This is a genomic window from Streptomyces sp. NBC_00203 (assembly GCF_045206325.1).
In the GTDB taxonomy this organism is placed as follows: Bacteria; Actinomycetota; Actinomycetes; order Streptomycetales; family Streptomycetaceae; genus Streptomyces; species Streptomyces lutosisoli.
This window is the reverse complement of sequence record NZ_CP108126.1, coordinates 4,720,206-4,743,170: the sequence shown is the minus strand read 5'-3', so window position 1 is coordinate 4,743,170 and position 22,965 is coordinate 4,720,206. Positions and strand designations below refer to the sequence as shown.

Genomic DNA, 22,965 nt, shown 5'->3' with positions numbered 1-22,965 from the left:
CGCGATGCGAGGCGTGATCTTCGACGGACAGCGGACCCAGGTCGTGGACGATCTGGAGATACGGGATCCAGGACCCGGAGAGGTATTGGTCGCGATCTCCGCGGCCGGGCTCTGCCACAGCGACCTCTCTGTGGTGGACGGGACCATACCGTTCCCCGTTCCTGTGGTGCTTGGCCATGAGGGTGCGGGTGTGGTGGAGGCGGTGGGTGTGGGTGTCACCCATGTCCAGCCCGGCGACCATGTGTCGCTGTCCACGCTCGCCAACTGCGGGGCCTGCGCCGAGTGCGACCGGGGGCGGCCGACGATGTGCCGCAAGGCGATCGGGATGCCGCAGCAGCCGTTCGCGCGGGGCGGCCGGCCGCTTTACCAGTTCGCGTCCAACTCGGCCTTCGCGGAACGGACGTTGGTGAAGGCGGTGCAGGCGGTCCGGATTCCCCAGGACATCCCGCTGACGTCCGCCGCGCTGATCGGCTGCGGCGTCCTGACGGGCGTAGGGGCGGTACTGAACCGCGCCCGCGTGGACCGGGGCGACAACGTCCTCGTCATCGGCACGGGCGGCATCGGCCTCAACGTCATCCAGGGCGCCCGGCTCGCGGGCGCCCTCACCATTGTCGCGGTCGACTCCAACCCGGCGAAGGAGTCCGTGGCCCGGCAGTTCGGCGCCACCCACTTCCTGACCTCGACCGAGGCAGTGAAGGACATCCTCCCCACCGGCGCCCACCACGCCTTCGAATGCGTAGGCCGCGTCGAACTCATCCGCCAGGCCATCGACTCCCTCGACCGCCACGGCCAGGCGGTTCTCCTGGGAGTCCCCCCGGCCACCGCCGAGGCCTCCTTCCTCGTCTCCTCCATGTACCTGGACAAGTCCATCCTCGGCTGCCGCTACGGCTCCTCCCGCCCGCAACGCGACATCGCGTTGTACGCCGAGCTGTACCGCGAAGGCCGCCTGCTCCTGGACGAGTTGGTGACGGCTACCTATCCGGTGGAGGACTTCGACAAGGCGGCGGAGGATGCGCATGAGGGGAGGGTGGCGAGGGCGGTCCTGACGTTTTAGTTGTGTGTCGGCTGCGGGTGGGTGGGGGCTGGTCCAAAAGATTGCGCAGTTCCCCGCGCCCCTTTTAGGGGCGCAGCCCCCAGGGATGGGACGGGTAGGGGCGGCGGGGGCGAAAAACCCCCCACCGACCGGAACGTACGCCGATACGTAGTAGGTGTGACCCCGAGCGCCGCCTGTAGATGCTGCCGCATCGACTGGGCCGTGCCGAAGCCGGCGTCCCGTGCCACCTGGTCGATCGACAGGTCGCTGGACTCCAGCAGGTGCCGGGCCCGTTCGACACGCTGCTGGGTGAGCCAGTGCCCGGGGCTGATGCCGACCTCCTCGCGGAAACGGCGCGTGAAGGTGCGTACGGACATCGACTCCTGTTCGGCCATGTCGCGCAGCTGGATCGGCTCGTGGAGGCGGCCGAGCGCCCAGGCCCGGGCGGCGGTCGTGGTGGCCGCCTGCGCCTCCGGCACCGGGCGCTGGATGTACTGCGCCTGGCCGCCGTCGCGGTGCGGCGGCACGACGGTGCGGCGGGCCACGTCGTTGGCGACGGCGGCGCCGTGGTCCCGGCGTACGAGATGGAGGCACAGGTCGATCCCGGCCGCGACACCGGCGGAGGTGAGGATGTCCCCGTCGTCGATGAAGAGCACGTCCGCGTCGACCTGGATCTTCGGGAAGAGCTGCTGGAAGTGCTCGGCGTGCATCCAGTGCGTGGTGGCCGGGCGGCCGTCGAGGTAGCCGGCGGCGGCGAGGACGTATCCACCGGTGCAGATGGAGACGAGTCGGGTGCCGGGGCGGATGTGGGCGAGGGCGGCGGCCAGTTCGGGGGTGAGGACGCCTTCGTCGTGGACGGGGCCGAGTTCGTACGAGGCGGGGACGACGACGGTGTCGGCGGTGGCCAGCGCCTCCGGACCGTTCGCGATGAGGACGGCGAAGTCGGCGTCCGTCTCGACGGGGCCGGGCGGCCGGATCGAGCAGGTGACGATGTCGTACAGGGGCTGTCCGTCGGTGTCGCGCGCCTTGCCGAAGATGCGCTGCGGGATGCCCAGCTCGAAGGGCAGCAACCCGTCGAGGGCGAGGACGACGATGCGGTGCCGACGGTAGGTACCCTGAGTGGCCATGGCCCGATCCTAGCGAATGCTGTCCTTCCGGCCAGTGGTTCGCCGGGATCGTATCCCCGAAGCTCTATGTCGTGACCCAGACAACCGAAGCCGCCGGAGCCGCCGGAGCCACCGAGGCCATCGAGGCGACCAAAGCCAGCGAGGCCACCGAGGTCGTGGAGGATTCCCGACCCCGATCCGCCCGTTCCTCCGATCCCCGTATCCACCGTGCGTGGTTCGTGGCAGCCGTGGCCTTCGTGACGATCATCGGCGCGGCGGCGTTCCGTTCGCTGCCGGGGCTGTTGATCGATCCGCTGAACCACGATTTCCACTGGTCGCGCGGCACGATCGGCGCGGCGGTCTCGATCAACCTCGCGTTGTACGGGCTGACGGCACCGTTCGCGGCCGCGCTGATGGACCGCTTCGGCATCCGGCGGGTGGTGGCGGTCGCCCTGACCGTGATCGCGGTCGGTTCCGGGCTGACCGTGTGGATGACGGCGGCCTGGCAGCTCATGCTCTGCTGGGGCCTGTTGGTGGGCCTCGGCTCCGGCTCGATGGCGCTGGCGTTCGCGGCGACGGTCACCAACCGCTGGTTCACGGAGCGCAAGGGCCTGGTGACGGGCATCCTGACGGCGGCCTCGGCGTCGGGTCAGCTGATCTTCCTGCCGCTGCTGTCGTGGATCGTCACGGAGCACGGCTGGCGTCCCGCCTCGGTGACCGTCTCCCTCGCGGCCCTCGCGGTCGTCCCCTTCGTATGGCTGCTGCTGCGGGACCACCCGGCGGACGTGGGCGTGAAGCCGTACGGCGCGCCGGAGTTCGTACCCAAGCCCGCGCCGGTGACGGGCGCGGCCCGTCGTACGGTCACCGTCCTGTTCAAGGCGGTCCGCACCGGCCCCTTCTGGCTGCTGGCCGGCACCTTCGCGATCTGCGGCGCCTCGACGAACGGCCTGGTCCAGACGCACTTCGTGCCCGCCGCCCACGACCACGGCATGCCGATCACGGCGGCCGCCTCGCTGCTCGCGGTCATCGGCGTCTTCGACGTGGTCGGGACGGTCGCCTCCGGCTGGTTCACCGACCGCTTCGAGCCTCGCCGGCTGCTGGCGGTGTACTACGCGCTGCGCGGCATCTCGCTCCTCTTCCTCCCGATGCTCCTCGAGCCGACCGTGCGCCCCCCGATGATCTTCTTCATCGTCTTCTACGGCCTCGACTGGGTCGCCACCGTCCCGCCCACCCTGGCCCTGTGCCGCGAGCAGTACGGCGAGGACAGCGCCATCGTCTTCGGCTGGGTCCTCGCCTCCCACCAGGTCGGCGCCGCCCTTGTCGCCTTCCTCGGCGGTGTCGCACGGGATGTCTTCGGCTCGTACAACGTGGTCTGGTACTCCGCGGGCGCGCTGTGCGCGGTGGCGGCGCTGATGGCGCTGGTGATCCGGCGCCGGCCGGTTCGGGTGGCGGCGGCCCTGGCCTGACCAGGCAGTCGCCTAGAGGAACCGCCCCTTGTGGAACAGCAGCGGCGCCATGTCGCCGTCGCCGGTCCCGAGCGCGTCCACCCGGCCCACCACGATCAGGTGGTCCCCTCCCGTGTGCACCGCGTGGATCGTGCAGTCGATCCAGGCCGCGGCGCCCGCGAGGCGGGGGGAGCCGGAAACCGGCGCCCCGTCGTACACGACCCCGGCGAACTTGTCCGCGCCGCTCACCGCGAAGCCGCGGCACAGGTCGCCCTGGTGGGCGCCGAGGACGTTCACGCAGAAGACGCCCGCGCGCGCGATCCGGGGCCAGGTCGTCGACGTACGGCCGACCATGAAGCAGACCAGCGGCGGGTCGAGGGAGAGGGAGGAGAAGGACTGGCAGGCGAAGCCGGCCGGGCCTGCACCGTCACCCGCTCCTTCTCCGCCTCCGCCATTGGTGGGCGGTGCGGTGACAACGGTCACGCCGGTCGCGAAGTTCCCCAGTACGCGGCGGAATTCGGTCTGATCGACCGGTGCGCGTTCGTCGTCTCCGACCGCGCGCAGATCCGGGCGCGGCAACACCTCGACGGGCCCCGCGACGGTGGGGGCCCCGGCCGACCTGAGGTAGCGGACGGCGGCGGCGGCCATCCCTGCGTGTCCCATCACATCAACCATTGAAGCTGACGGGGTGTCAGATAGGAAGAGCTGTGCTGGGCATCAGTTGGGAAGGGGCGAGATGCCGTGCTTGCACCCCTCCCACCCCTTCCCACCCCTCCCACGGACCCGCACCACGCCCCGCGTTATCTTTCGCCCCATGGGGTGGGGAAACACATGGCGGCCCAAGCGCTCCCTGCTGAGCTGGGCGAACGCCGAACTGAACGTGGCCGCGGCGGTCTGCGCCGCGCAGCTCGCGGTGGCCTGCGCGATCTGGTGGGTCGGGACATTCGACGACGACACCCACGGCGCGGGGTCCGGCGGTGGACTCGCCGCCGTCGGGCTGCTGTGCATGCTCGTGTTCGGCCCGCCGCTCCTCGCCGCCCTGGGCCTGCTGCACGCGGCGGCGCACACGATGCCTGCCGCCACGCTCGCCCGCCTCGCGACCCGGCGCGTGCGCGGTCCCGAGACTGCCTGGCACCTGGCGTTCGCGGTCCTGCTCGGCGCGCTCTGGGCAGCCGTCGCCGTCGCGCTCGGCGGCCTCTCGCCCACCGGCACCCCCGCCCTGCTGATCGCCGCGTCGGGTGTCCTGCCCGCGCTGGCCGTCGCGTACGTCCGCCGGCGGGAGCGCGCCACGGGCCGCGCCCCGCGCAGCCGCCGCATCTGGATCCGCTCGGCACTCGCGTCCCTCGGAGCGTGCGTGCTGGTCGCCCTCGCGGGTGGGGTGGGCCTGTCCACGGGACTCATCAAGGAGTACGAGCCCCCACAGCTGTCCGCCGGGCAGCTCGCCGGGGTCTGGCGGGGCGACGGCGGGGCCGTACTGCGGCTTCGCGCCGGCGGCCGGGCCGAACTCACCGCTCTCCCCGCCGAGCCCGAGTTCCAGGACGTGAGGACCAAGGACTTCATACGGTGCGCCGGGACCGGCAGCTGGTTCCTCGAGACCGAGGGCCGCTACGCCCCGTACGCCGACGTGGACGACCCTTCGCAGCGGGACGGTGTCGTCGTACGCATCAAGGACTGCGGCCACGACACGTACTGGACCATCGGCGGCAGCGAACGCCGTCCCGAGCTGTTCGTGCTGTTCGGCGACCCCGACTCGGGGGATCTGCGGATCCTGAAGCGGGACTGAGGACAAGCTCTCGTCGGGACTGACTCATCCTCTCGTCAGGACCGACTTACCGGCCCTTGTACTGAGGGCTCCGCCGCTCCACGAAACTCGCGACCCCCTCGTTGGCGTCCGCCGTCGTCATATTGATCTCCTGCGCGGCCGCCTCCGCGGCGAAGGCGGCCGTGCGGTCGGTGTCGAGGGAGGCGTTGACCAGCTGTTTGGTGAGGGCGAGGGCGCGAGTCGGGCCGGCGGCGAGGCGTTCGGACCACTCCCGGGCGGTCTTCTCCAGCTCCTCCGGCGGTACGACCCTGTTGACGAGGCCGAGCCGTTCCGCGTCCGCGGCCGTCAATGCGTCGCCGAAGAACATCAACTCCTTCGCGCGCTGCGGACCGATCAGGCGGGGCAGCAGATAGGCCCCGCCGCCGTCGGGGACGAGCCCGCGGCGCACGAACACCTCGATGAACCGGGCCGAATCCGCGGCCAGTACGAGGTCGCAGGCGAACGCGAGGTGCGCGCCGATCCCGGCCGCCGTGCCGTTGACCGCCGCGATCACCGGTTTCTCGCAGTCCAGTACTGCGGCGATCAGCCGCTGGGCGCCGAGCCGGATGGTCCGGGCGACATCCCCGGCCACCCGCTCCCCGGCGGGCGGCCCGCCCCGCAGGTCCGCGCCCGCACAGAAGCCGCGGCCTGTCGCCGTGATCACGACGGCCCGTACACCCGGGTCGGCGGACGCCTCCGCGAGCAGCGCGATCACGCGTTCCCGCTGGTCCCAGGTGAGGGCGTTCATCGCCTCGGGCCGGTTGAGGGTGATCCACGAGACGGCGTTGTCAGTGGCGTGAAGTATCAATGAGTCGAGGGACTTTTCGGGGAGTTCGGGAGATCCAGGGCTCTCACGGGTCTCACGGGACTTACGGAATGTAGGGGATTCACGGGTATCGCTGGAATCGCTGGATTCACGGGGGGAGTCGGACATGGGGGTACTCCGTTTCGTACGGGGAGTGGTGGGCCTTCTGCGCTGGAGCTGGGCGGTGCGCGCCCGCTCAGCGGCACACCACCAACGCGTCCAGGGCCACCGCCCCCTGCCCCCGAGGCAGCACCATCAGCGGATTGATGTCCAGCTCCGCGATGTCGTCGCCGAGTTCGAGCGCCATGCGCTGCACCCGGAGGGCGACCTCGACCAGGGCGTCCACGTCGACGGGCGGAGCCCCGCGCACCCCGTCGAGAAGCGCCCGCCCCCGCAGTTCGGACAGCATGGCCCGCGCCTGGTCCTCGCCGAACGGCGGCACGCGGACGGCCGCGTCGCGCAGTACCTCGACGAGGACGCCACCGAGTCCGACGGTCACGGTCGGCCCGAAGAGCTGGTCGTGCGTGACGCCGACGACCATCTCGACGCCGCGCTCGACCATCTGGCAGACGAGCACCCCGTCGAGCGTGATCCCTTCGTAGCGCGCGATGTCGGTCAGCTCGCGATAGGCGTCGCGGACCTGGCTGGCGGAGGTCAACCCGATCTTCACCAGGCCGAGTTCGGTCTTGTGGGCGATCTGGGCGCCGGAGGCCTTCATCACCACCGGGTAGCCGACCAGGCTCGCCGCCCGCACGGCCGCCGCCGCGCTGGTCACCAGCTGCTCGCGCGGCACGCGGATCCCGTACGCCCGCAGCAGCTGCTTGGCCGCGTGCTCGCTCAGCTGCTGGCCGGGACGCATCAGCGCCTGCGCCTTGCGGAAGGAGGGCGAGGGGGTGCGAGGTGCCTCGTCGAAGGGGGAGCGGTACGCGGAGACGAACCGGTGGTGGTTCAGGTAGGCGCGGACGGCGGTGATGCAGTTGGCGAACGTACGGAAGGTGGCGACCCGCGACGACCCGAGCAGCGTCTCGCGGTACGCGGCCTCGGTGCCGACCGGCGACCCCCACACCACGCACACCAGCTTGTCCGTCTGCTCCGCCGCGTCCACCAGGTCCTGTGCGAGCTTGTCGCTCATCGGCGGGAAGGGGCCCGTGATCGGGCAGATCAGCACCCCCACTTCCGGATCGGCGAGGATCGCGTCGATGATCTTCCGGCCGCGCCAGTCGCCGACGGGGTGGCCGCCGTTGTCGACGGGGTTGGCGACGTTCAGGTACTCGGGTATCCACTGGTGCAGTTCGGTCTGCTTGCCGGAGGACAGTGTGGGCAGGGAGAGCCCGGCCTCGCTCGCCAGGTCCGCGAAGTGCGCGCCCGTGCCGCCCGAGATCGAATAGACGACGACGCCGTCCGCCTGCGGGGTGCGTGCGCGGGCCAGCAGGGCCGCGGTGTCCTGGAGTTCGTCGAGTCCGTCGACGCGGATCACGCCGTACTGTCGCATCGCGGCGTCCACCACCGTGTCGGCGCCGGTCAGTTTGCCGGTGTGTGAGGCGGCGGTGCGGGCGCCGGTCTCGGTGCGGCCGACCTTGACGGCGACGACGGGTACTCCACGCCGGGCGGCGCGGTCGGCGGCGAGCAGGAAGGAGCGGCCGTCCTTCAGCCCCTCGACGTAGCAGGCGATGGCACCGACCTCGGACTGTTCGGAGAAGTAGGAGATGAAGTCGGCGGTCTCCAGGTCGGCCTCGTTGCCGGTGGGTGCCCAGTGGGAGAGCCGCACACCCAGCTCCTGCATCGCGAACACCGGCCGCCCCTGGTGCCCGGACTGCGTGATCAGCGCGATGGCCGGGCCGTCGAGGTCGTCGCGGAACTTCTCGAAGGCGTTGAGGTTGGTGTTGGGCCCGAGCAGCCGCAGGCCCGAGCGGCGGACGGCGGCGGCCAGGCGGGTCTGCTCGGCGGCGCCCTCGGCTCCGGTCTCGGCGAACCCGGAGGCGAAGGCGACCGCGAACTTCACCTTGGCCTCGGCCAGTTCCCCGATCAGGGGAAGGGGGTCGCCGACGAGGAGCACGGCCAGGTCGATCTGCTCGGGCAGGTCCGCGACGGAAGGGGAGCAGGGTATGCCGAAGACCGCCGGCCGGGTCGGGTGCACGGGGTGCAGCCGGGCGCCGACCCGCTCGGCCCAGGCGATCAACTGCCGGGTGATACCGGTGTTCGGCCGTCCCTCGGCGTCCGAGGCGCCGATGACGGCCACGGACTCGGGACGGAAGAAGCGGTCCAGGTCGGGTACGTCGGCGTACAGCGGACGCCCGCTGACGTCCAGGTCGTCGACCTCGGCCGGGCGGCCGTGCACGACCGGTGAGGGTTGCTCGCCGCAGGCGATGACCCGGGCCCGGCGGGAGTCGGTGGTGAGGGTGCCGTGGGTTGATCCAAGCATCGGTCCGCCCGCTCCTGTGTGACAGCCAACTTTTAACTGACGCAGTGTCAGATTACTTAACTGACGCCGTGTCAGGAACTGTTGTGCAGGCAAAGGCTGCGCACGGGGGAGGGGGAGCGGGGGTGGAGCAGGCGTAGAGCGGGGGTGGAGCGAGGCTAAAGCGAGGCTGGAGCGAGTGCGGAGTGTTCGAGCGCCGGGCGCGAAAAGGCGTGCGGCGGGCACTTGGTACGTACCCGCCGCGGAGGAAGGTGGAACCGTCCGATGGCCGCCTGTGGGCCGCCTGTGGGCCGCGCGAGGGGCGTCCCAGCGGCGTCTCAGCGGTGTCCCAGGGCCGTCAGAGGGCCGCCAGGACCTCCTTCGCCACCCGCTCGCCGGAGCGGACTGCGCCGTCCATGTAGCCGTTCCAGTAGGTGGAGGTCTCGGTGCCGGCCCAGTGGATGCCGCCGACGGGCCCGCGCAGGGCCGGGCCGTACTCGGTGAGGACTCCGGGCGGGGCGTAGGCGACCGGGCCGCCACGGGAGAAGCCCTCGTTGTCCCAGCGTTGGAGTACGAAGGAGGTGGGCGACTTGGCCTTGTCGCCGAAGTAGGTGGCGTAGTCCTTCAGGACGGCCGCCTTCACCTCGTCGACCGTCGAGGCGTCGAACGCGCGCATCTCGTCGGCCTCGATGAAGCCCATCAGGGCGCCGTAGGAGGCGTCGGGGGGCGAGTTGTCGAAGGTGGAGCGGACGATGCCGGTGTCGCTGACGACCTGGCCGTTGAGACCGTCGGCGCGCCAGAAGGGGGTGTCGTAGACGGCGATCGCCTTGCCGATCGAGCCCATCGGCAGCCGCTGGCTGAGCTGGTCGCGGTCGGCGGGCAGCAGCGGGTCGTACGCGATGCGCGCGGCCAGCGGTGGCGGCAGGGCGACCACGACACGGCGGGCGGTGACCGTGAGCCCGTCGGCGGCGACCAGGTACTTGCTGCCCGAGAGGGTGATGGAGCGGACCGGGGCGCTGAGCACCACCCGGCTGCCGAGGGCCGCGGCGAGCTTGATCGGCACCTGCTGGGAACCGCCGACGAAGCGGGACTCCTGGGCGCCATTGGCGGTCTCGGTGAGGCGCTCCAGGGTGCCGGCGTTGGACTCGTTGCCGGCGGCGGCTATGTAGAACAGCACGTAGAGGAGGGAGAGTTCACGGGGCTGGGCCGAGAAGACCGACGTACAGGCGACGTCGAAGAGGAACTTCGCGGAGGGGATGACGGCGTTGGCGTTCAGCCAGCTCTCGAAGGTCTGCTTGTCCCACTCGTCGGCCTTGGCGGCGGTCCAGGGCGCGTCGACCGGGATCTGCGCCGCCATGTCGTCGAGTTCGGCCTGCACTATGGCGGCGTTGGCGAGCCCGGCGACATCGATGGGCGGGACGGAGCCGAGGAGGCCGTCGGTGGCGTAGGCGGTCTTCTTGCCGTCCTTGTAGAGGAGGTTCTTGCCGGTGTTGTAGGTCGTGAAGGTCGCCACGCCCAGGCTGTCGGCGAGGGCCTTGATGCGGTCCTGAGTGGGGCCGATGAACTCGCCGCCGCCCTCGGTGAAACCGCCGTTCGTCAGCTTCAGGTTGACGACCCGGCCGCCGACGCGGTCGCGTGCTTCCAGGACGACCACGGACTTGCCGGCCGCGACCAGGTCGCGGGCCGCGGTGAGCCCGGCGAGCCCGGCGCCGACGACGGCGACATCGGCGTCGCGGGTCGCGGCGGCCGCGGTGCCGGCGCCGGCACCGACGAGGGTGGCCGCCCCCGTCACGGCGGCGCCGCCGAGCAGGGAACGCCGGGTGAGCCGGGACGAGGGCTGCCGGGAGAGCTGTCTTTCACGTGCCACGTTTCATCCTCCGTCGATACGAGTCGAGTACGAGAGGTGGAGGGAGCTGGAACCGGAAAGTGAGCAGGGCTCGCATTCTGGTCCCCGTGGCTGGTTCGGTACAGCACTCTCGGCACATCTGACGCACGCGTAACAAGCCGCGTACATCAAGGAGTTGAGAGTTCGTACGACAGGGAGAGGGAGAGGAAGGCGAAAGGGGAGGGGAGGGTTACCGCTCGGCGGGCGCGGGCTTGCGTGCCGTGGTGCGGGCGACCGCCTTGGCGATCTTCTCGGCGTCGAGGGCGAGTTCGCGGAACATGCCGCTGATGGGGTTGGTGAAGCCGGTGAAGTACAGGCCGGGGGCGTTCTTCGGGGTGCGCCCGCCGTGCACCACCGGGCGCCCGCGGGTGTCGAGCACGCCGAGGTGGCCGACGACGCCCTCCAGGGCACGTACGTAACCCGTCGCGGCGATCACCACGTCCGGGCCGATCCGGTCGCCGTCGGCGAGGACGACCTTGCCGTCCTCGAAACCGTCCACGGCGGCGACGATCTCGACCTGTCCCTTGCGGACGGCGTCGATGAGGCCGACGTCCTGGACGGGGATGGAGCCCTCGTTGACGCGGGAGTACAGCCCGGTGTCGGGGCGGGGCAGCCCCTTCGCCGACAGGTCCGGCACGCTCAGCTTGGCCATCGGCCCGGCGAGCTTGTCGACGAGGCCCACCGGCAGCCGGCGTACGACGATGCCTGTGAACTGGGCGGCCCAGCCGGCCGTCGAGCGGCGCACGATGTGCGGCGCGGTGCGCACGGACAGTCGTACGCGCTGGGCGCCGCCCTCGATCAGGTCCACGGCGATCTCCGCGCCCGTGTTGCCGACGCCGACGACGAGGACGTCGCGGCCGGCGTAGGGGGCGGGGTTGCGGTAGTCGCCGGCGTGCAGGAGTTCGCCGGTGTAGGTGTCGCGGCCGGTCCAGTCGGGCACGTGGGGCGTGTGGTTGTAGCCGGTGGCGACGACCACCGCGCTGCCGGTCAGCTCGCGCCCGCCGGTGGCGTGCAGCAGCCAGCCGTCGCCGCCCGGGGCGGGCTCGATGCGCGAGACCTCGACGCCCGTGACGATCTCCAGCTGGTGGTACTCGGCGTACTTCTCCAGGTAGCGCACCACGTTGTCGCGCGACACCCACCGCCCGAACGCGCGCGGCATCGCCAGCCCCGGCAGCGCGGACAGCCGCCGCGTGGTGTGCAGATGCAGCCGGTCGTAGTGGCGCCGCCAGGACGCCCCGACCTTGTCGGACTTCTCCAGCACGACGGCCCGCACGCCCTGCGCGCGCAGCGCGTGCGCCGCCGCGAGCCCGCCGGGGCCGCCGCCGATCACGTACACGGGGCGGTCTTCGTGGGACGGCACCGTGCGGGGTGTCGAGGAAGCAGTCGAGTCGGCCATGAGCGCGAGCGTAATCACGTCCTCACTTGATAGGTCTCGGTCAAGACCGGAATCGGTTGCGAACTGATCACGGCTGTAGGAGGAGTGGGTGGGGCTGGTGGCGTAGGTCACTTGGTTGTGGTGGGGGCGTGGAGGAGAGGGCGCGTACGCCTCGCGCGGCGGCGGGGAGTCGACGGTGTACGCCTCTTGCGCCGGCGTGTCTCCGTGCGCTGAACTGACGTACCGTCAGATACCGCGTGCGGCAGGAGGTTCGGCCATGGACACGATCTGGCTCAGCGGCGCGGAGTGGCTGGCCGTGCTGCGGATCGGGCTCGGGCTGTGGTGGCTGGAGAGCTGGCGGCACAAGGACAAGAAGGACTGGTTCGAGCGGGGGACCGGGATCGCGTGGGCGGTGGACGTCGCGGCGAAGCACCGGTGGAACGCCGTGCGCTCCGGGTTCGATGTGGTGGTGGCGCCGCGGCCACGGACGATGGCGTACGTCGTCGTGTACGCGGAGCTGGCGCTCGGACTGGGGCTGGTGGCCGGACTGCTGACGCCGGTCGCCCTGGTCGGAGGGCTTCTGCTGAACGTCCTCTACCTCGTCCTCATGATCCACGACTGGGCCGAGCAGGGGCAGAACTCGATGATGGCGCTGATCTCGGTCGTCGGGCTGTTCGGGATGTCGTGGCAGACGTGGTCGCTGGACGACGCGTTCGGGTTGTTCCAGTGAGCGGGGCGGTGCGGGGTGGGAGTGGGAGTGGGAGTGGGAGTGGGAGTGGGAGTAGTGGTGCGGGGGCCGATCGGTTCGACTTGCCCGAGGCCGACGCCTTCACACGGCCCTACTGGGACGCGGCCGCCGAGGGGCGGCTGCTCCTCCGCCACTGCGCTGCCTGCGACCGTGTCCACCACTATCCCCGGGAGTTCTGCCCGCACTGCTGGAGCGAGGACGGCGTGAGCTGGCAGCGCGCGAGCGGGCGCGCCACGCTCTACACCTGGTCCGTCGTGCACCGCAACGACCTCCCGCCGTTCGGGGAGCGCGTGCCGTACGTCGCCGCCGTCGTCGACCTGGAGGAGGGGCCGCGGATGATGACCGAGGTGGTGGAGTGCGAGGGGGTCGAGGGGGGAGCGGGGGGCGCGTTGCGGATCGGGATGGAGCTGGAGGTCACCTTCCGCGCGGGCGTGCCGGTGTTCCGACCGAGGTAGCGCGCGCCCTTCGCGCCCCGCGCGCCTCATCCGTACCTTTCGCGCCCCGCGCGTTCCCCGTGCGCGGGCGCCTCCTCTGCACCTCCGCGCCCTTCGAGGGATTCCCATAAAGGCAGAGCCTCCTCAGGGCACTCATGCGGCGCCTTGGGCGTCTCGGGCGCCCTGGGCGTGAGCCGGGGGCGCCCGGGGTGTGACCCGAGCGGGCCGACGCGTTTCAATGGCTGGATGTCCGAAGTCCACGAACAGTTCGCCGCCCACCCCTTCCCCGAGCTGCACGGCCACGGTCTGCGGCTGCGCCCCTGGAACGCGGAGTCCGACGCCGACGTATCGGCGTACCTGCGGGGACTGTCCGATCCGGAGTTCCAGCGCTGGAACACGCCGCTCAGGTTCATCCGGGACATCGACGGCGCCCGTGAGTCGCTCCTCGCACGCACCGACAGCGCGGAGCGCGGCACCTCGGTCTCCTTCTGCGTCACCGACGCGGACACCGGCGAACTGCTCGGCCACGTCGGCGTCAACGACATCAACCACATCCTGAGCTGCGCCCGCGTCGGCTACTGGGTCCTGCCGGAGGCCCGCGGCCGCGGGGTTGCCGCCCGCGCCCTGACCCTCGCCGCCCGCTACGCCTTCACCGACCTCGCCCTGCACCGCCTGGACCTGGGCCACGCGATCGACCACGACATCTCCTGCCGCGTCGCCGAACGCTGCGGATTCCGGTACGAGGGGACGCTGCGCGGCGCGATGTTCGAGGCGGGACGGCACGACGCGTTCCGGGACGTACATCTGCACGGACGGCTGGCGACAGATCCTGAGCCGCCGGCGCCCTGACTCCTTTGACTCCGGGCGGCGGTCGTTCGTACGCGATCGTTCGTTCGCGGGCGTCCGTAAATCGGAGGCGCAGGCTCCCGGGCCCACGGGATCATCTGACATGGAATCTGTTGCGTACGACGTCGCGTCCGGCTGGCGGCTCACCCATGACCTGGACGTCTTTCTCGGGCGGGCCGGGGAGTTCCTGCGCTCGCGGCCCGCGATGCACACCGTGCCGCTGACGGTGACGGACGCCTTGCGGCGGCGCGGGATGGACGGGTACGGGAAGGAAGCGCCTGTCTTCGGATTTCTGGAGCGGGAGGGGGCCGTGCGGGCGACCCTCTTCCGGACGCCGCCGTATCCGCTGAACCTCACGCCCCTTTCCGAGGAGGACACCGACGTCCTCGCCGCCCTGCTGGCGGACCTCGGCCACAGCCCGTCCGGCGTCTTCGGCGACCGTGACACCACCGCGGCCTTCGCCGAGGCCTGGCAGCGGCGTACGGGAGCCACGGTCACACTGCGCGAGCGCCAGCGGCTGTACCGTCTCGGCACCCTGACACCGCACGAACCCGCCCCGCCCGGCCGGGCCAGGGTCGCGACGGAGCCGGACAGGGCCCGACTCGCCCAGTGGTACGGGGAGTTCGCCGAGATCATCGGTGAGGACGGGTCGCGTGACAGCGGCGCCTGGGCCGACGACCGGCTCTCCTACGGCGGCGCCACCCTCTGGGAGACCCCCGACGGCACCCCTGTCTCCATGGCCGGCCGCACCGACCTCATCGCCGGGCAGATCCGCGTCGCGCCCGTCTACACCGCGGCCCACCTGCGCGGCCGCGGTTACGCCGGTGCCGCCACGGCCGAGGTCAGTCGCGCTGCCCTCGCCGCCGGCGCCGACGAGGTGCTTCTCTTCGCCGACCTCGCCAACCCGACCAGCAACGGGCTGTACCAGCGCCTCGGCTACCGTCCGGTCGTCGACTTCGCCACGTACGACTTCACGGCCGACGTTGCGGACGACGTTACGGCGGACGACGTTACGGCGGACGGTGCGGCCGACGTCACGGCCACAGCAGCTCCTTGACCCAACCACCCTCCGTGCGGCGGTAGTCGAGGCGCAGATGCCTTCGCCGCGCATCCCCCTGGAAGAACTCCACCTCGTCCGGGCGCAGGCGGTAGAGGGTCCAGGTGGGTGCGGGCGCGTCCGGCTCCCGTCGGGCCCGGTCCCAGGCCGCGTCCGACGCCCGCGCCAATTCGTCCTCCGAGGGCAGGACTTCGCTCTGGTGGCCCACCAGCGCGGCGGCCAGTGCCCCCGTGGAACGCGCGTGCAGATCCGCCTGGCCCTCCTCCGGCGGCGCGACGGTGACGGGGCCGCGGAGCCGGATCTGGCGCCCCTGCGCGGGCCAGTAGAAGCCGAGCGCCGCGTACGGCCGGGCGGCGAGCTGTCGGCCCTTGCGGCTGGTCGCGTGCGAGGCGAACGACCAGCCGGTCGTGTCGGCCCCGTGCAGCATCACCGTGCGTACGTCCGGCAGCCCGTCCTCGTCTGCTGTCGCCAGCGACACCGTGTGCGGTTCCGTCTGCCCGGCGGCCACCGCCTCCGCGAACCACCGGGCGAACAGAGGCAACGGCTCGTCGGGGGCGGCGCCCGGGTCGAAGGAGGGCAGCTCCGTGTCCCACACCCGCAGCGATCTCAGCAGCTCATGAAGATCCGGTTCCATGTGCCGAGTATGGCCCCGGGAGTCGGGGAGTCCGCGGAGACCCGGGAGCCCCTGGACACACCGGACCTGTCAGGCGACCTCGCGCCGCGCCGCGTTCAGAAAGCGTGTCTGGTGCTCGCGCAGGCGGTCCCACATCTCCTCGTCGGAGAGCTGGTGCTCCCACATGACGTGATCCACGGCCGAGGCGTAGTCCCAGGCCCGCTGGAAGAACTCGTCGCCGAACAAGACCCTGATCATCCGTTCGCAGACCCAGAGCCGGTCGATGAGGCTCCGCGCGGCTTCGAGCCATTCCGCGGGGGTGGCGAGCGGATCGGTCGCGCGCTTGCGCGGCTCGGCGATGCGGATGCCCTCCTGGGCGAGGTAGGACAGCCCACCGCCGACGGCCACGCCCACCAGAGGTATCCACACCTGTGCTGAACCCACGGCACCAGCCCCCCGGTTGGCGACCCACCCCTAAGCCGAGTCTGATCCACCAGTTTGATCCACAAGCCCGAAGAGGTGAACGATCTGTTCATGCCCGTCATCCCGGACCACCCCTTCCCCGAAATGGGCCACGCCTTCACCGTCGATGTGAGTGCCGACGGTGAGTGGATCGCGGCCAGCAGCTACATCGGCGCGCGTGCCGTCAGGTCCCAGGTAGGGATCTACCGCACCGCCGACCTCTCCCTCTGGCACCTCGTGGAGCTGGACCAGAGCATTGAGGGACTCGCCTTCCACCCCGCCCTCCCGCTGCTGGCCATCGCCACGGAGGAGGGCGACGAGTCGTACCGCCGTGGGGAGTTGGTGCTCTACGAGCCGGGGACCCGCCGCCGTACCGCCGTACCCTTCGACGAGGTGGGTGTGACGGCGTTGCACTGGATCGACGAGCGCCGTCTGGAGATCGCCGTCGCGGAACCGGACCACGCCTACGAACGCGACGGCTCCGATGCCTACTTGACGTGCGTCGCCGAACGGGACGACTGGCGCGGCTGCCTGGACGACGCGGCGGCGGGCGGGCTCGCCTTCGGGCCGCGCACCCCCGTGGACGACGACGGCCCGTCGGCCTGGGACCCGGTCCCCCCGAGGCCCCCGCTGGCCGACCTGGCGGACCGGGCGGGGCGGACCTGGAACCGCCGTGACGAGGTCGTCGCCGTGGAAGCGCTCACCGACGGCCGCGTGATCGCCGCCCTGCGCTGCGGCACGCTCCTGGAGTGCTGGTCGGCGGAGGGCGAGCTCCTGTGGTCGGTGCCGGAGCCGGACGACTTCCCGCACCGCTCCGGCGGGCAGCTGTACGTCACGCCGGACGAGGAGACGGCCTGGGTCACGGTCCTCGTCGGGACGAGCGACGACCGGAGCACGCTGCTCCGCCGCATCGCGCTCACGGACGGCACCCAACTCGCGGAACACCGCCTCGACTTCCCCGTCGCCATCACGGCGCGTGCGGACGGCGCCTGGGTGGCCCGCGACTCCCGCGACCTGTTCCCGCCGGCGCGCTGGCCACCGTACGAAAGCCGTGTGTACACGCCCTCCGGCAAGCAGCTTGCCACCCTCGAACTCGGCGAGTGCGACCGCTCGTTCGACTTCCGCGTGCGCCGCTCGCCCCACCTGCTCTTCCTCTACGGCGCAGAGGAGAAGAACCAGGAGGAGAACAGCGAGAAGTGGGTCGTCGAGGCCACGCCGAAGGGGATCGAGCCGCTCTTCCCGCTCCTGGAGGACGCGGCGCCGGACGACTACGTCATGGGCGGCCCCGCCGTGTACGTCCACGACAGCCTCGGCCCGGGCCTCGTCCACTCCGTCCTCGTCAACCGCCGCAACGCCCGTCTCCTGCGCCGCGCCCTCCCGCACGGCGACATCGTCTGGACCTGCCCCACGGACGCCCGGGTGACGGGCGTGGACACCCACGAGGGGCTCGTCCACGTGGTGACCGGCGGGCAAGAACTGCTGACCCTGCGCGCGGACGACGGCAAGGTCATCCACCGCGGGACGACCACCGACGAGGACACCTACGGCCCGTACGCCTTCACTCCGTGCAGCCTGACCGTCGCCCCGAACGGCGACCTGCTGATCGGTACGGCGGAGGGGCGCATCCTCGTGCGCCGAAGTGGCGGCCTGGATTAGAAGTGGAGGCAGAGACTCAGAGGCCCAGAAACCTCACCCCCGGCCCAACACCACCGTCCCCGACGAACAGAACCAGCCCCCGGTCCCGGACGCCACGGCCAGCTGCGGCAAACCCCCGTCGGGCCTCCGTACCTGCCGCTCTTCCGCCACCTCGCCCCGCAGCTGCCGTACGGCCTCCACCAGCAGGAACAGGCCCCGCATGCCCGGGTGTTGGGCCGAAAGGCCGCCTCCGTCCGTGTTCACCGGCAGCTCCCCGCTCACCAGTAGCCGTCCCTTCCCGGCGTCCACGAAGGGACCCCCCTCGCCCTTCGCGCAGAAGCCGAGGTCTTCCAGGGTCACGAGGGTCATGTAGGTGAAGGCGTCGTAGATTTCGGCGAAGTCGATCTCGTCCGGGCGGACCCCGGCGCGTTCGAACGCGAGCCGGCCGCTGACCGCCGCCGGGGACACCGTGAAGTCGGCCCACTCGGACATGGTGGTGTGCGAGACGTGCTCGCCGGTGCCGAGGATCCACACCGGGTCCGTACGGCAGTCGCGTACGTACTCCTCGGCCGCCAGCAGCACCGCCGCGCCGCCGTCGGAGCGGATGCAGCAGTGCAGCTTGGTGAAGGGGTCCGCGATCACCGGGCCGGACAGGACGTCGTCGACGGTGATCGGGTCGCGGAACATCGCCTCCGGGTTCGCCGCCGCGTTCGCGCGGGCCTGGACCGCGACCGAGGCGAGCTGTTCCGGCGTCGTGCCGTACTGGTGCATATGGCGGCGTGCGGCCATCGCGTACTTGGCGATGAGCGTGTGGCCGTACGGAACCTCGAACTGCAAGGGCCCCCGCGCGCCGAAGGACAGATTGCCCGTGCGCCGCCCCGCCTTGATGTCCGCGCGCGCCGTCGACCCGTACACGAGCAGGACGGCGTTCGCGTGGCCCGCCGCGATCGCGTCGGCCGCGTGCGCCGCCATGACTTCCCAGGTGGAGCCGCCGACAGAGGTGGAGTCGACCCACGTGGGCTTCAGGCCCATGTATTCGGCTACTCCTATGGGGGCCAGTGTGCCGAGGCCCGCCGACGCGAAGCCGTCGATCACCGAACGGTCCAGGCCCGAGTCGGCCAGCGCACGGCGGGCCGCCTGGGCGTGCAGGGCGTACGGGGTCGCCTCGTCGACGCGGCCGCAGTCGGAGAGGGCTACGCCCACGACGGCGACCTTGCGCCGACCGGAAGCCTGAGCCGACATGTGCCGACCGGAAGTCCGATCCGATATGCGCTGACCGGAAGTCCTTGGAGTTCCTGGCGTCGTCATAAATCTGACGGTACATCAGATAAGTGCCCTGCCGGGAGGTCGCTGTCGGGAGATCGCCGCTGGGGAACCTGTCGCGAGATCCCCGCCGGGAGGCGGTCGCACCCCTGTGCATCTGCGACCCCTCGCCCTAACATGACGGCCCGTCAGATCCGGGATGGATTCGAGGAGCCCGCCCATGGACGCCCGTTTCACCGCCGAACAGGACGAGATCCGCCGCACCCTCCGGGAACTCCTCCTCAAACGCTGCGGTCCGGAGGAGGCGCGGGCCGCCGTGCGGACCCCCGCCGGGTACGACGGCGGTCTTTGGGAGGCGCTCGCGGGGCAGCTCGGGCTGCCCGGGCTCGCCCTTCCCGAGGCGTACGGCGGTGTCGGCTGCTCGGTGACCGAACTCGCCCTCGCCTGCGAGGAGTCGGGGCGCGCCCTCGCCCCCTCGCCGCTGCTGTCCACGGCCGTGCTCGCCGCTCCGCTGATCCTGGCCCTCGGCAGCGCATCCCAGCGGGCCGGACTGCTGCCGCGCCTCGCCTCGGGCGAGCTGACCGCCGCGCTCGCCGTACCGGGGGCCGGGCTGGCCACCGCGCTCGGCCTGGTCGGCGACAACCGGGGGGACTGGGCGGGCGGCGGGCGCGCCGGGGGCGTACAGGCGCGGCGGGTCGAGGGTGTGTGGCGCCTCTATGGGCAGGCGGCACAGGTGCTCGACGGACATAGTGCGGGGCTGCTTGTGGTGGCCGCGCACACAGGGGGATTCGCTCGGTCGCGGACGTTGCTGTTCCTGGTGCGGGAGGGTGCCGAGGGGCTCGTGCGGGCGCGGCAGACGTCGTTGGACGAGACACGGCCGCAGGCCCGGATCGAACTGCGGGACGTGGAAGCCGAGTTGCTCGGCGAGGATGAGCCCGACGATCCCGATAGGCCTGACAAGCCCGACGTTCCCGGTGCGCTCGCCGCCGTCGGGGACACCGCCGCCGCCGTGCTCGCCACGGAGGCCGTGGGCGCCGCCGACCGTGCGCTGGAGCGGACCGTCGAGTACGTACGCCAACGCGAGCAGTTCGGGCGGGCGATCGGCTCCTTCCAGGCGGTGAAGCACCGGCTGGCCGATGTGTACGTGGCGGTGCAGGCGGCGCGCTCGGCGGCGTACTACGCGGCCTGGGCGACCGCGCACGGAGAGAACGTCGGCGGACTGGCGCTCGCCCAGGCGCTGGAGGCGCTCCGCACCGCCTCCTCCGAAGGCATCCAACTGCACGGCGGCATCGGCTTCACCTGGGAGCATGAGGCCCATCTCTACTTCAAGCGCGCGTCCGGCGACGAACTGCTCTTCGGGCCGGTCCACCGGCTGCGCGGGTACGCCGCCGACGCCGCGCGTCTCTTCGACGGCGGCGAGGTGACGGTCTGATGGCCCCCGGAGTCCGACTGGTGCAGAAGGTGTCCTCGACCCGGACCTTCGCGAAGATCGCGCCGCATCTGATCCCCGCCCTGGACCGGGCCGTACACCGGCTCACACGCGGAAAGGTGCTGCTCAGCGCACAGATGCTGCCGGGTGTCATCCTCACCGCGCGGGGCGCGAAGAGCGGGCTGGAACGGCGGACACCGCTGGCCTGCATGCCCGAGGGCATCGGTGCGGGTGGTGCGGGTGGTGTGGATGGTGCGGGTGGTCCGTCCGGCTGGATCCTCATCGGCTCCAACTTCGGGCGTACGGACCATCCGGCGTGGACGGCCAATCTCCTCGCCCATCCGGACGTCGAGATCAGCTGGAAGGGCGAGGATATCGCCGTCACCGCTCATCTGCTTCAGGGGGAGGAGCGGGACGCGGCGTGGAAGGCGGTGCTGGCGTTCTGGCCGCCGTACGCCACATATCAGGCGCGGATCGACCGGGAGATCCGGCTGTTCCGGATCGTACGGCGCTGATCGCCTCGCACGATCGACGGCGCCGCCGCCTCAGGCGCTCTCGCCCGTGTCAGGCGCTCTCGTCCGCGTCAAGAGCTCGCGTCCGTGTCAGAGCGTGGCCAGGCGCTCCACCAGCAGGAACCCGCCGATGCCGAGCATCGCCGCGCCGGAGGTGCGGGCCACCGCGCGGGCCGCGGCCGGCCTGGCCCGCAGTACGGCGCGGGCCAGCACGCCGACGGTGAGGTAGACGGCGGCGCAGTTGACCATGTGGACCGCGCCGAGCACGGCGGTCTGCGCGGCCACCGGGGCCCCGGCCGCCGGCCTGAGGAACTGCGGCAGTACGGAGAGGTAGAGCAGGAGGCCCTTCGGGTTGAGGCCGCTGATGCCGGCGCCGCGCAGGAACGTGCGTACGGGTGAGGCCGCGGCGGTGTCGGCGGACGCCCCCGGTGTCGCGGGCCTGCGCAGCACGCCCCACCCCAGCCACACCAGATACGCCGCCCCCGCCACCGTCAGCGCGGTGAGCAGTCCCGGTGACCCCGCCACCAGCACCGCGAGCCCGGCCACCGCGAGCAGGGTGTGGACCGCGTACCCGGCGACGAGTCCCGAGACCGCCGGGAGCACGGAGCGGTCCCGCAGTCCCGCGGAGATCGCGTACGCCCAGTCGGCGCCCGGTACGCACACCAGCAGCAGATCCAGGGCGAGAAAGGCCGTGACCAGTCCCGCGTTCATTCCCCAATTCATACGGGGGACATTAGGCGCGATTGCCCCAAAGGTGTTTTCGAAGTTTGCCCATGATCGCGGTTTCTGGGGGAAGATCTGCCCCATGGATGCCGTAGACCGGAAAATTCTTGCCGAGCTCCAGCAGGACGGGCGGCTGACCGTGACGGAGCTGGCCGCGCGGGTGCGGCTCAGTGTCTCGCCGTGCCATCGGCGGCTGCGGGAGCTGGAGCGGTCCGGTGCCATCCGGGGCTATCGCGCGGTGGTGGACCCGGCCGCCGTGGGCCTGACCTTCGAGGCGCTGGTCTTCGTCTCGATGCGCCAGGAGGACCGGGACACCGTCGCCGACTTCGAGCGCGCGCTGGCCGACATCCCGCACGTACTGGACGCGCAACGGCTCTTCGGGGAGCCGGACTATCTGCTGCGGGTCGCCACCGCCGACCTCGCGGCCTTCCAGCGGCTCTACGACGACCGGCTGGCGACGCTGCCGGGTGTGCAGCGGCTGACGTCGACGCTCGTGATGAAGCATGTGGTGACGGACCGGCCGCTGCCCGCGTGACCGGCCGGCGCCTTCGTGACCGGCCGGTGCCTTCGTGACCGCCCGTACAGCGCAGCAGGCGGCAGTCCACACCGGTGGACTGCCGCCTGTATGACAGGAGTTGGGACAAGAAGAAACGAGGCAGTTGGGGCAAGGGGCAAGGGCGCAGCGAAGCGTTACTTCGTCGGCTTCTTACCGGTCACGCCGAGGTGCACCAACAGCGCGAGATTCGGCTTGAGTTCAGCCTGCTTGACGCCCCACGTCTGGAATCCCTTCTGGTGCGAGGCCACCGCCGCGAGCATGGCGACAAGGGAACCGGCCATCGCCCCCGGGTTCACGTCCTTGTCGACCTTGCCTTTGGACTGGAGCTCGGTGACCGTGTCCGTAAGGGAGTTGTTCACGGAGTTCAGGATCTTCATACGGATCTTGTAGAACCGCTTGTCGCCCTCGGCGGCGCCCAGATCGACGACCCGCAGGATCGCGTCGTTCCTGCGCCAGAAATCCAGGAAGCCGTCGACGAGTTCCTGCGCGGTCTGCCAGCCGGCCTTGCCGACCCAGGAACGCCCTTCGAGCAGCTGGGTCAACCCGGCGCCCTCCGCGGCCATTTGCTCGGCGATCTCCAGGACGGCGCCTTCGACGTCCGGGAAGTACTGGTAGAAGGTCGCAGGCGAAGTTCCCGCCTTCCGGGCGACATCAATGACTTTGACGTCCCGGTAGGGCGAGGAGCTGAGCATCTCGCTGAGGCAGTCGAGCAGCTTCTGCCGAGTCGCCTGCCCACGCCGTCCGGCCACGCGGCCGTCGACGGTACGCACTTGTCCTGTCATGCCGTCAGCTTACCGAGGGGTGATCGGAGCGCGATTCGGCCGACTGCAAATGGGGTG

22 protein-coding genes are annotated in these 22,965 nt (G+C 71.2%); 11 read left to right on the top strand and 11 right to left on the bottom strand.

All coding sequences use genetic code 11. The features are described from left to right. Positions 1–4: 4 nt before the first annotated feature. Positions 5–1,054: a Zn-dependent alcohol dehydrogenase gene (locus OG975_RS21220; protein ID WP_406330889.1), complete on the top strand. Its 1,050-nt coding sequence runs from the start codon at positions 5–7 to the stop codon at positions 1,052–1,054. Here the strand turns inward: OG975_RS21220 and OG975_RS21215 are convergent. Next, a complete protein-coding gene (locus tag OG975_RS21215; protein ID WP_406330887.1) occupies positions 1,051–2,160 on the bottom strand; it encodes a GlxA family transcriptional regulator in 1,110 nt (369 codons plus the stop codon). The genes OG975_RS21220 and OG975_RS21215 overlap by 4 nt on opposite strands. A gap of 71 nt (positions 2,161–2,231) precedes the next feature. Here OG975_RS21215 and OG975_RS21210 point away from each other — a divergent pair, with 71 nt between their 5' ends. Beyond that, positions 2,232–3,605 carry an MFS transporter gene (locus OG975_RS21210; RefSeq protein WP_406330885.1) on the top strand — a complete coding sequence of 458 codons (1,374 nt, stop codon included), beginning with the start codon at positions 2,232–2,234 and terminating at the stop codon, positions 3,603–3,605. A 12-nt stretch (positions 3,606–3,617) separates the two neighbouring features. Here the strand turns inward: OG975_RS21210 and OG975_RS21205 are convergent, their stop codons facing one another. After that, a complete protein-coding gene (locus OG975_RS21205) occupies positions 3,618–4,247 on the bottom strand; it encodes a flavin reductase family protein (RefSeq protein WP_406330884.1) in 630 nt (209 codons plus the stop codon). Positions 4,248–4,398: 151 nt separating this feature from the next. On the opposite strand from OG975_RS21205, the gene OG975_RS21200 reads away from it, so the two are divergent. Further along, positions 4,399–5,367, top strand: a complete 969-nt coding sequence (locus OG975_RS21200; RefSeq protein WP_406330883.1) for a hypothetical protein — start codon at positions 4,399–4,401, stop codon at positions 5,365–5,367. Positions 5,368–5,413: 46 nt separating this feature from the next. On the opposite strand, the gene OG975_RS21195 is transcribed toward OG975_RS21200, so the two are convergent. From OG975_RS21195 to OG975_RS21180, 4 genes are all read right to left on the bottom strand, one after another. Continuing rightward, positions 5,414–6,319, bottom strand: a complete 906-nt coding sequence (locus OG975_RS21195; protein WP_406330882.1) for an enoyl-CoA hydratase/isomerase family protein — start codon at positions 6,317–6,319, stop codon at positions 5,414–5,416. A 67-nt stretch (positions 6,320–6,386) separates the two neighbouring features. Further along, a complete protein-coding gene (locus tag OG975_RS21190; RefSeq protein WP_406330881.1) occupies positions 6,387–8,612 on the bottom strand; it encodes an acetate--CoA ligase family protein in 2,226 nt (741 codons plus the stop codon). A 334-nt stretch (positions 8,613–8,946) separates the two neighbouring features. Continuing rightward, the gene (locus OG975_RS21185; RefSeq protein ID WP_406330880.1) at positions 8,947–10,455 is read right to left on the bottom strand and encodes a flavin monoamine oxidase family protein; all 1,509 of its coding nucleotides are present in this window, start codon (positions 10,453–10,455) and stop codon (positions 8,947–8,949) included. A 208-nt stretch (positions 10,456–10,663) separates the two neighbouring features. Beyond that, entirely contained in the window at positions 10,664–11,869 is a 1,206-nt protein-coding gene (locus tag OG975_RS21180; RefSeq protein ID WP_406330879.1) for a flavin-containing monooxygenase, read from the bottom strand. A 256-nt stretch (positions 11,870–12,125) separates the two neighbouring features. On the opposite strand from OG975_RS21180, the gene OG975_RS21175 reads away from it, so the two are divergent. The 4 genes from OG975_RS21175 (at position 12,126) to OG975_RS21160 (ending at position 14,933) form a co-directional block, all read left to right on the top strand. After that, positions 12,126–12,578 carry a DoxX family protein gene (locus tag OG975_RS21175; RefSeq protein ID WP_406330878.1) on the top strand — a complete coding sequence of 151 codons (453 nt, stop codon included), beginning with the start codon at positions 12,126–12,128 and terminating at the stop codon, positions 12,576–12,578. Positions 12,579–12,658: 80 nt separating this feature from the next. Further along, positions 12,659–13,051 (top strand): Zn-ribbon domain-containing OB-fold protein, encoded by a 393-nt coding sequence (locus OG975_RS21170; RefSeq protein WP_406330877.1) that lies wholly within the window; start codon positions 12,659–12,661, stop codon positions 13,049–13,051. 225 nt (positions 13,052–13,276) lie between these two features. After that, the gene (locus tag OG975_RS21165; RefSeq protein WP_406330876.1) at positions 13,277–13,879 is read left to right on the top strand and encodes a GNAT family N-acetyltransferase; all 603 of its coding nucleotides are present in this window, start codon (positions 13,277–13,279) and stop codon (positions 13,877–13,879) included. 100 nt (positions 13,880–13,979) lie between these two features. Next, on the top strand, positions 13,980–14,933 hold the full coding sequence (locus tag OG975_RS21160; RefSeq protein ID WP_406330875.1) for a GNAT family N-acetyltransferase: 954 nt from the start codon (positions 13,980–13,982) through the stop codon (positions 14,931–14,933). Here OG975_RS21160 and OG975_RS21155 read toward each other — a convergent pair. Together OG975_RS21155 and OG975_RS21150 are read right to left on the bottom strand one after the other, a co-directional pair. Beyond that, entirely contained in the window at positions 14,911–15,567 is a 657-nt protein-coding gene (locus OG975_RS21155) for a pyridoxal 5'-phosphate synthase (protein WP_406330874.1), read from the bottom strand. The genes OG975_RS21160 and OG975_RS21155 overlap by 23 nt on opposite strands. Positions 15,568–15,636: 69 nt before the next feature. Next, on the bottom strand, positions 15,637–15,990 hold the full coding sequence (locus OG975_RS21150) for a hypothetical protein (protein ID WP_406330873.1): 354 nt from the start codon (positions 15,988–15,990) through the stop codon (positions 15,637–15,639). A 90-nt stretch (positions 15,991–16,080) separates the two neighbouring features. Here OG975_RS21150 and OG975_RS21145 point away from each other — a divergent pair, with 90 nt between their 5' ends. Next, on the top strand, positions 16,081–17,664 hold the full coding sequence (locus OG975_RS21145; protein ID WP_406330872.1) for a hypothetical protein: 1,584 nt from the start codon (positions 16,081–16,083) through the stop codon (positions 17,662–17,664). Between the two features lie 33 nt (positions 17,665–17,697). Here the strand turns inward: OG975_RS21145 and OG975_RS21140 are convergent, their stop codons facing one another. Further along, complete coding sequence (locus OG975_RS21140) at positions 17,698–18,885, bottom strand: thiolase C-terminal domain-containing protein (protein ID WP_406330871.1); 1,188 nt, start codon at positions 18,883–18,885, stop codon at positions 17,698–17,700. A 241-nt stretch (positions 18,886–19,126) separates the two neighbouring features. Between OG975_RS21140 and OG975_RS21135 the strand changes: the two genes are divergently transcribed. Next, a complete protein-coding gene (locus OG975_RS21135; protein ID WP_406330870.1) occupies positions 19,127–20,338 on the top strand; it encodes an acyl-CoA dehydrogenase family protein in 1,212 nt (403 codons plus the stop codon). Next, entirely contained in the window at positions 20,338–20,850 is a 513-nt protein-coding gene (locus tag OG975_RS21130) for a nitroreductase family deazaflavin-dependent oxidoreductase (RefSeq protein WP_406330869.1), read from the top strand. The genes OG975_RS21135 and OG975_RS21130 overlap by 1 nt, the downstream gene beginning before the upstream one ends. 87 nt (positions 20,851–20,937) lie before the next feature. Here OG975_RS21130 and OG975_RS21125 read toward each other — a convergent pair whose 3' ends face one another. Beyond that, positions 20,938–21,558, bottom strand: a complete 621-nt coding sequence (locus OG975_RS21125; RefSeq protein ID WP_406330868.1) for a LysE family translocator — start codon at positions 21,556–21,558, stop codon at positions 20,938–20,940. A gap of 94 nt (positions 21,559–21,652) precedes the next feature. Here OG975_RS21125 and OG975_RS21120 point away from each other — a divergent pair, with 94 nt between their 5' ends. Beyond that, on the top strand, positions 21,653–22,105 hold the full coding sequence (locus OG975_RS21120) for an Lrp/AsnC family transcriptional regulator (protein ID WP_406330867.1): 453 nt from the start codon (positions 21,653–21,655) through the stop codon (positions 22,103–22,105). A gap of 155 nt (positions 22,106–22,260) precedes the next feature. Here the strand turns inward: OG975_RS21120 and OG975_RS21115 are convergent, their stop codons facing one another. After that, entirely contained in the window at positions 22,261–22,896 is a 636-nt protein-coding gene (locus OG975_RS21115) for a TetR family transcriptional regulator (protein WP_406336381.1), read from the bottom strand. Between the last annotated feature and the right edge of the window lie 69 nt (positions 22,897–22,965).

Coding starts and splice junctions, on each gene's coding strand:
- OG975_RS21195 (WP_406330882.1), bottom strand. CDS start 6,319: ATGTCCGACTCCCCCCGTGAATCCAGCGATTCCAGCGATACCCGTGAA.
- OG975_RS21155 (WP_406330874.1), bottom strand. CDS start 15,567: ATGGAACCGGATCTTCATGAGCTGCTGAGATCGCTGCGGGTGTGGGAC.
- OG975_RS21160 (WP_406330875.1), top strand. CDS start 13,980: ATGGAATCTGTTGCGTACGACGTCGCGTCCGGCTGGCGGCTCACCCAT.
- OG975_RS21205 (WP_406330884.1), bottom strand. CDS start 4,247: ATGGGACACGCAGGGATGGCCGCCGCCGCCGTCCGCTACCTCAGGTCG.
- OG975_RS21145 (WP_406330872.1), top strand. CDS start 16,081: ATGCCCGTCATCCCGGACCACCCCTTCCCCGAAATGGGCCACGCCTTC.
- OG975_RS21175 (WP_406330878.1), top strand. CDS start 12,126: ATGGACACGATCTGGCTCAGCGGCGCGGAGTGGCTGGCCGTGCTGCGG.
- OG975_RS21190 (WP_406330881.1), bottom strand. CDS start 8,612: ATGCTTGGATCAACCCACGGCACCCTCACCACCGACTCCCGCCGGGCC.
- OG975_RS21220 (WP_406330889.1), top strand. CDS start 5: ATGCGAGGCGTGATCTTCGACGGACAGCGGACCCAGGTCGTGGACGAT.
- OG975_RS21140 (WP_406330871.1), bottom strand. CDS start 18,885: ATGTCGGCTCAGGCTTCCGGTCGGCGCAAGGTCGCCGTCGTGGGCGTA.
- OG975_RS21120 (WP_406330867.1), top strand. CDS start 21,653: ATGGATGCCGTAGACCGGAAAATTCTTGCCGAGCTCCAGCAGGACGGG.
- OG975_RS21130 (WP_406330869.1), top strand. CDS start 20,338: ATGGCCCCCGGAGTCCGACTGGTGCAGAAGGTGTCCTCGACCCGGACC.
- OG975_RS21180 (WP_406330879.1), bottom strand. CDS start 11,869: ATGGCCGACTCGACTGCTTCCTCGACACCCCGCACGGTGCCGTCCCAC.
- OG975_RS21125 (WP_406330868.1), bottom strand. CDS start 21,558: ATGAACGCGGGACTGGTCACGGCCTTTCTCGCCCTGGATCTGCTGCTG.
- OG975_RS21215 (WP_406330887.1), bottom strand. CDS start 2,160: ATGGCCACTCAGGGTACCTACCGTCGGCACCGCATCGTCGTCCTCGCC.
- OG975_RS21135 (WP_406330870.1), top strand. CDS start 19,127: ATGGACGCCCGTTTCACCGCCGAACAGGACGAGATCCGCCGCACCCTC.
- OG975_RS21200 (WP_406330883.1), top strand. CDS start 4,399: ATGGGGTGGGGAAACACATGGCGGCCCAAGCGCTCCCTGCTGAGCTGG.
- OG975_RS21165 (WP_406330876.1), top strand. CDS start 13,277: ATGTCCGAAGTCCACGAACAGTTCGCCGCCCACCCCTTCCCCGAGCTG.